Origin of the sequence: Microcoleus sp. N9_A1 (assembly GCF_036701795.1) — a bacterium.
GTDB lineage: Bacteria > Cyanobacteriota > Cyanobacteriia > Cyanobacteriales > Microcoleaceae > Microcoleus.
This window is the reverse complement of the sequence record NZ_JAUBRI010000135.1, coordinates 1-6,659: the sequence shown is the minus strand read 5'-3', so window position 1 is coordinate 6,659 and position 6,659 is coordinate 1. Positions and strand designations below refer to the sequence as shown.

Sequence of the window (6,659 nt, the reverse complement as noted above, 5' to 3'; positions counted from 1 at the left end):
AGTTTTTGAGCAACAGCTTGCCTTCTGCTAAAAGGCTGCTACTTTTAGCTGCACTGATTTTTTAGTCTAAACTACAGCTCCTTAAGTTAATGGATGCACTGGAAGATTTGGATGATGTGCAAAGCGTGACGGCTAATTTTGAGATGACCGATGAGTTGATGTCTTTGAGTATGGTGTAACGATCTCGCATTACCAGATTTTTGCCATCCGCAAGACAAATCCCGGTAAGTCTGGATCTGCGCTGACTGTTTCAGGATTATCCAAGATTTCAGGTTCGCGAGCGGGACGGTAGATGTAGACTTTTCTATTTTTGCGATCGATCAACAAGCCCAGCGATACACCGTTGTCAATATATTCTTGCATCTTTTTTTGCAATCCCTTGAGAGTGTCACTAGAAGACCGCAATTCGATCGCAAAGTCTGGACAAATCGGGGCGAATGAGGCTTTGTGTTCTTCAGTTAAGGCATTCCAACGCTCTAGTTTAATCCATGAGGCATCGGGGGAGCGGGTTGCTTCATTGGGCAAGGTAAAGCCTGCACTGGAGTCAAACGTTTCACCTGTGCCATCTTGTTCTGCCCAGTTCGCAAGTTGTAGGGCAATCTTACCGTTTCGGTTCCCTGTATCTGAAAAGGCTGGTGGCATAATGATAACTTCCCCACTGGCTGTACGCTCAATTCTCAAATCGCGATTAACCAGACAGAATTCATAGAACTGTTCAACAGTCATCGATTCGATCGCAGGGAAATTGACCGTCATTGGGACGCTTTGGGTTTGAATTAGCAGCGTCGTCATGGTTTTTCCTTTTTTTGGTGCAGGCGTGAGATAATACCTTGAGCTTACCAGAAAGAATGGGTTTAAAGCCTCTCCCTTGTAGGGAGAAATTAAAAGAAGACTATTCATTACTCCAATCCTTTTCCTTTCAGGTAGAGGTCGCACTCATCTGTCAACTGTCAACTGAAACTATTTTAGCTTGGCGATCGAAAGTCTTATTCGATCGGGGAATCGGAGGCTTGTATCCGTTTGCGGGCGGTGTCAATACTCTTTTTTCCCAGTTAGCAAATAAGTAATCATGTATCCCTTGCCCTTAATTTGAATGGCGCCGCGCTTCTGAAAAGTATATTTATCTTTTAATATCTCGTAGGTTTCGGCGGTGACTTGAATGCAGCCGGTAATCCCGTGGGATTCCATGCGCGAAGCAATATTTACTGTGTCGCCCCAGAGGTCGTAAATAAACTTTTTTAAGCCGATAACGCCGGCAACGACAGGGCCACTGCTAATCCCGATCCGAATGCTGAAAGGTTCCGAATGTTCTAAACTTAGCAGCCTAATTTCGTGCAGCATATCGATCGCCATATTCGCAACCGCCTCGGCGTGATCCTTTCGGGGCGTAGGCAAACCGCCGACAACCATGTAAGCATCACCAATAGTCTTAATTTTCTCTAAACCGTGGCGATCAGCCAAATGGTCAAAAGCCGAAAAAATATCGTTGAGAACTTCCACCACCGCAGTCGCTGAAATTCTCGACGAAAGCTCTGTAAACCCCACAATGTCGGCAAACATCACAGTTACTTCCGCAAAACTTTCGGCGATATTGTGTTCATTGTCCTTCAAACGCAGGGCGATCGCAGCCGGCAAAACGTTCAACAGCAATTGCTCAGATTTAGCTTGTTCGAGTTCCAACTGTAGGTAAGCAGCCTGCAACTGTTCGGCTTGGCGAATTCTTTCTCCGGCTAGCTTTTCGATTTGGGCCGTGCGGCTCAAAGATGTCAGCATATATGTCACCGGAATCAAAGTCCACAGCATCCCCATCGTCAGAGTTCCCCAAGAGCGCCAGTGCTTGCGAGTTTTGCGAATTTCCGGCGTTGCCGACACGTACATAGACCACTGGCGGCCGCTAATTTTCAGCCGCCTTCTGCAAGCTGTATAGTTCGGGCCTGGATTGTCAAGAATCGGGCAGTTGGGCCTGAGGGCTCGTTCCGCAGCGGCTGATGCGGTCAGCACTTGTTGGCTGGCGGATTGGAACAGCACCGCAAATTGCTGAATTTGACCGTCAGCAGGCAGATTTTTGAGAACTGGGTTTGCCCTTTGCGGTAACAGCGACGCTGGTTGTTGCTTGGCTGGAGCCTCGCTGGCGAGATAAATAGTGAGGTAGTCGGTATTGCGTCCTTTTAAAGAGGTTTGGAAAATATCTTTGCCTCGAAATACGCCCAGAACAAATCCTTGTAGCAGTTGGCGACGGGATTCCAGGGTAGTGGGTTTACTGCTGTTTTGGTAAATCGGAACTATAGCCAAAAGACCCTGTTCCGGGGAATTGCCCTGAGTTAGGCCGCCGTAGTTCGTGACAATCATTTCTCCAGTATCACGCCCTTGATCGATCGCGACGCGGATTTCTGGGTGGGAGGCGAGGTCAAAGCCCAATGCTGTCTCGTTTCCGGCTGGTGGTTCGACGTAGAAAGCCGGGAAGTATTCGGAACGCTGGAGAGCCTTGCGGAGTTCTCCTCGCGGGCCGCGCTCTGTAATCTCGAAGCTGGGATCTGTTTCGGTTCTAGCTTTGGTTTCGTAGTTGCGCCGCTCGGAATTGGGGACGCGGGGGGCCCAAGCCAGGAGTTGCAGGCTGGGGTGGACGGATAGGGGACGGGCGACAAATCGGGCAAAAGAGGAACGCTCGACGGCGCTGAAGGCTTTCATGTAGTCGCTGAGGGCGAGAACAGTATCTAAGTCGGAGTTTAGCTGGCGTTCGATGCCGATCGAAATATCGTCGATGCGGCGCTGCATTTCGTAGTCGCGGCGATTGTCTTCCCAGTCCCAAACCAAGGCGAATGCCAGGATCGACAGCCCGACACCCAAAGCCAGCGTCAACCCGGCTGGCATATAGCGAGACCTGGATAAAGGTAGTTTTTTCAGCATAATTGCCTAGCGAATAAGGGCAGCAGATTAGCACACCGCTGAGTGCGATTTATTTCGGCCTCTGAGTGCGGTTAATTCAAAACCCTGATAACTCAAGCACCGACGGCAATTGGGAATTAAAAGTTAGATATTTAAACTTTTAGATTAATGGACGATCGCTCAGCAGGGGATTTCAATCCAGAATTCCGCTCCCTGTCCGGGCGCACAGATGCACCGCAGGCTTCCCTTATGTTTTTCTACCACAATCTGATGGCTGATGGATAATCCTAAGCCAGTTCCAGCCCCTACGGGCTTGGTGGTGAAGAACGGGTCAAATAGCCGCTTGCGAACCTCTTCGCTCATTCCCGGGCCACTGTCGGCGATACAAATGAGGATGCGATCGCAATCACTGAGCTGGTTTTTACTGTGACTTTTCAACCCAGCTTTTTTCATGAGGGTGCGAATCACGATCGTCCGAGGTTCCGGTTGGTTTTCTAGAGCGTCGATCGCATTGCTGATAATATTTAGAAATACCTGGTTTAACTGACCCGCACAACAGTAGATTTTCGATATCTTTCCGTATTCTTTAATGATTTCAATCCGGCTTTTTTTAGTTGCATGATGCAATCGGTGCTGCAAAATTAACAGCGTGCTGTCAATTCCTTCATGAATGTCTACCAACTTCATTTCTGATTCATCCAGTCGCGAAAAGTTCCGCAGCGACAACACAATATTACTAATTCTTTCTATTCCTACTCTCATGGAATTTAGCATTTTTGGCAAATCTTCCTTCAGAAAATCCAACTCTAAGTCCTTAACTTTTTCAGCAATCTGAGGCACTGGGGACGGGTAGCATTCCTGGTAGAGACTTAAGAGTTCTATTAAATCATGAAAATAGTTGTATGTATGAGAAATATTGCCGTTAATAAAAGTTGCTGGATTGTTGATTTCGTGGGCGATGCCAGCCACCATCTGACCGAGACTCGACATCTTTTCGGATTGAACTAATTGGATTTGAGCGTTTTGTAGCTGTTCGTAGGCTTCTTGCAATTGGGCGGCTTGTTTTCTTAATTGAGATTCGGAAGCTTGGAGTGCGGCGGCGGAAATTTTGCGGTTCGTTATATTTTCAATCATCCCTAAGTTGTAAATAGGTTGTCCTTCACCGTCTCGAATCATAGTAGCTGTCACATTTACCCAAACAATTTTACCTGTAGCGGTAATCTGGCGGAGTTCGATTTGATAGTGAGTAATTTCTCCCCGCTCAAGAGAATCAGCAACTTGGACATTTTTTGGATAATCGTCGGGATGCCCAAGCTCTATAAATGTTTTGCTCAGCAACTCTTCGGCGGTATATCCCAGCATTTCGTAGTAATTTTTATTGACTCGCACTAACTTGTTATCATCTAAATTCGCTAAGTAGATAGCGATGGGTGCATCTTCAAAAATTGTGCGAAATAGTTCCTCGCTAGCCCGGACTTTAGCTGTTAGGGAAAGCCTATCGGTGATGTCTTCAAACGTAGACAAAATGCCTACAACATTGCCAGAATTGTCGTGTAAAGGTATTTTATTTGTATCCAGACAGCATTGGGTGCCGTCGGCTTGCATTTTGGATTCTATGATGTGATATTCTGGGGTGTTTGTTGCCATGATGCGGCTGTCGCCGGCTCGAAAAATTTCTGTTTCTTCCGGCTTCCAGGGCATATCGAAGTCGGTGAGACCGACGAGTTCACTGGGGTGATTGAAACCTGCGACTTTGGCAAAGTTTTTGTTGCCTCCCAAGTAAACTAAATCTCGATCCTTCCAGGCGATTAACTGAGGGATGTTATTGATTACCAACCACAGCATTTTTTGCGATGTTTCCAAAGCTTCCGTGCGTTCTAGGACGCGCTTTTCAAGTTCTTGATTGGCTTGTTGCAGGGCGATTTTTGACTCGCCCAGAGCCATTTCTGCTAGCTTGCGATCGCTGATGTCGATTGTGACACCCTCCCACAGTATGTCGCCCCCCGCTTGCAGTTCGGGGCGGGCAATGCCGCGAATCCATTTCAGTTTTCCCGATCCGGTTACGATCCGGCCTTCATATATCCAAGGTTTTAAAGTTCCGCCGGAAATTGCGATTGATTCTAACATGGGTTTTAGGTCTTCTGGATGCACCATTGACCACATTAAACCGGAGTTTTTTTTAATTTTTTCTGGCTCTAATTCGTAGAGTTCCCAACAGCCTGAACTCACATAAATGAATTCATCCGAACCGTCGGGATGCAGCAAGTATTGATAAATCATTCCCGGCACGTTGGCGGCCATTTTTTGGAATCTGGCTTCGCTTTGCTGCAGTGCTGATTCTGCAAGTTTGCTATCGCTAATGTCGATCAACAAGCCGTCCCAAATAATGTCATCTTTTTCGCCCCGTTCTGGTCGCGAAGCCCCGCTAATCCACTTGATGCGATCGCCCGGAAAAACTAATCTGCCTTCCCACCGCCAAGGTTCTAATGTTTTAGCTGACACAGCCAGAGATTCGTGGAAGCTTGGCGCGTCGTCTGGATGAAGCATTTCGATCGCGCTAATAGCAGAATTTTGGAGCACCTCTGGTTCTAATTCGTAGAGTTCGCGGCAGCCGGAACTGAGGTAGGGAAATGACACAGTTCCGTCTGCTGCTAACTGAAATTGATAAATCATTCCGGGAAGGTTGGCGGCTAGTTTTTGAAACCTGGCTTCGCTTTGCCGCAGTGCTGTTTCTGCTTCTACGCGATCGGTAATATCGTAAAATGCCGATAAAATTGCTGCTTCGCCGTTAAAATTAATCGATCGCATCGACATTTTTACCCAAAACAAACTGCCGTTTGCTTTTTTAAGGCAGATTTGTTCGCTGTCGCTAAAGCCATTTTGTTTGACTAATTCTAACAATTTATGGCGATCGCTCACCTTAGCATAAAAGTCGCTCTTTTTGCTGCCTATCAACTGTTCTGAACTCAAACCTAAACTTACCCCTAGGGCTGGATTGGCGTACAAAATCACGCTGTCTTTCAGGCGCGTAATTAGCATGGGAACGGGAGTAACAGTGGCGATCGCCCGCAATCTTTCTTCGCTTTCTTGCAGCGCTGTTTCGGCTGCTACTCTTTTGGTAATATCGTTCTGAACTCCGATAAAATGAGTTAATTTTCCCTCATTGTCTAGGATGGGGGAAACCATTAATTCGTTCCAAAAAGGAGTTTTGTCTTTGCGATAATTTTTGAGAACCACCTGAATTTCCGTTCCCGATCGCAAGCTGCTGCGGAGTTTGTCTAATTCGGCGCGATCGGTATCCAGGCCCTGCAAAAACCGGCAGTTGCGTCCAATAACTTCTTCGGCACTGTAACCGGTCAGTTTCTCAAAAGCAGGATTGCAGTAGATAATAGGTGTGTCAGGCGTGCGAGCATCTGCAATTAGGATGCTGTTGCTCGAAGCTGCGATCGCCCGCTCTAGGAGAGACAGGTTGAAAGAGTCTGTTATCATAAGTGGCAATACCCAAACTCCCAAGGAGTGGACTGAACTATAAAAAATTTTAAATAAGTTGAGGTATTCTTATTTTATAGTCTTATTTTTAGTTTAACCTAACAAACTCAGCAGCCCCAAAAAGCCGACGGGGAAATGAAGAGCGGGCTAATGGAAGAGCGGGCATACAACAATACGGTTCAGTTAAGCCCGGAGATCCCCCCTAACCCCCCTTAAGAAGCAGGGTGGATTAATTGTCGAGAGGTTAAATCAAGGCTATGAAGGCTATTGACAGACATTATGCG

At 47.0% G+C, this 6,659-nt stretch carries 3 protein-coding genes and 1 pseudogene; 1 reads left to right on the top strand and 3 read right to left on the bottom strand.

Going from position 1 to position 6,659, the window contains the following annotated elements; all coding sequences use genetic code 11:
* Positions 1-77: 77 nt before the first annotated feature.
* Positions 78-179, top strand: a pseudogene (locus QUA58_RS30450) (YebC/PmpR family DNA-binding transcriptional regulator); the annotation flags it as partial.
* Positions 180-189: 10 nt separating this feature from the next.
* Here QUA58_RS30450 and QUA58_RS30445 read toward each other — a convergent pair.
* From QUA58_RS30445 to QUA58_RS30435, 3 genes are all read right to left on the bottom strand, one after another.
* A complete protein-coding gene (locus tag QUA58_RS30445; protein ID WP_333397865.1) occupies positions 190-792 on the bottom strand; it encodes a Uma2 family endonuclease in 603 nt (200 codons plus the stop codon).
* Positions 793-1,032: 240 nt separating this feature from the next.
* Positions 1,033-2,907, bottom strand: coding sequence for an adenylate/guanylate cyclase domain-containing protein (locus QUA58_RS30440; RefSeq protein WP_333251890.1), 1,875 nt, complete (start codon positions 2,905-2,907; stop codon positions 1,033-1,035).
* Between the two features lie 159 nt (positions 2,908-3,066).
* Complete coding sequence (locus tag QUA58_RS30435; RefSeq protein ID WP_333397864.1) at positions 3,067-6,375, bottom strand: PAS domain S-box protein; 3,309 nt, start codon at positions 6,373-6,375, stop codon at positions 3,067-3,069.
* Between the last annotated feature and the right edge of the window lie 284 nt (positions 6,376-6,659).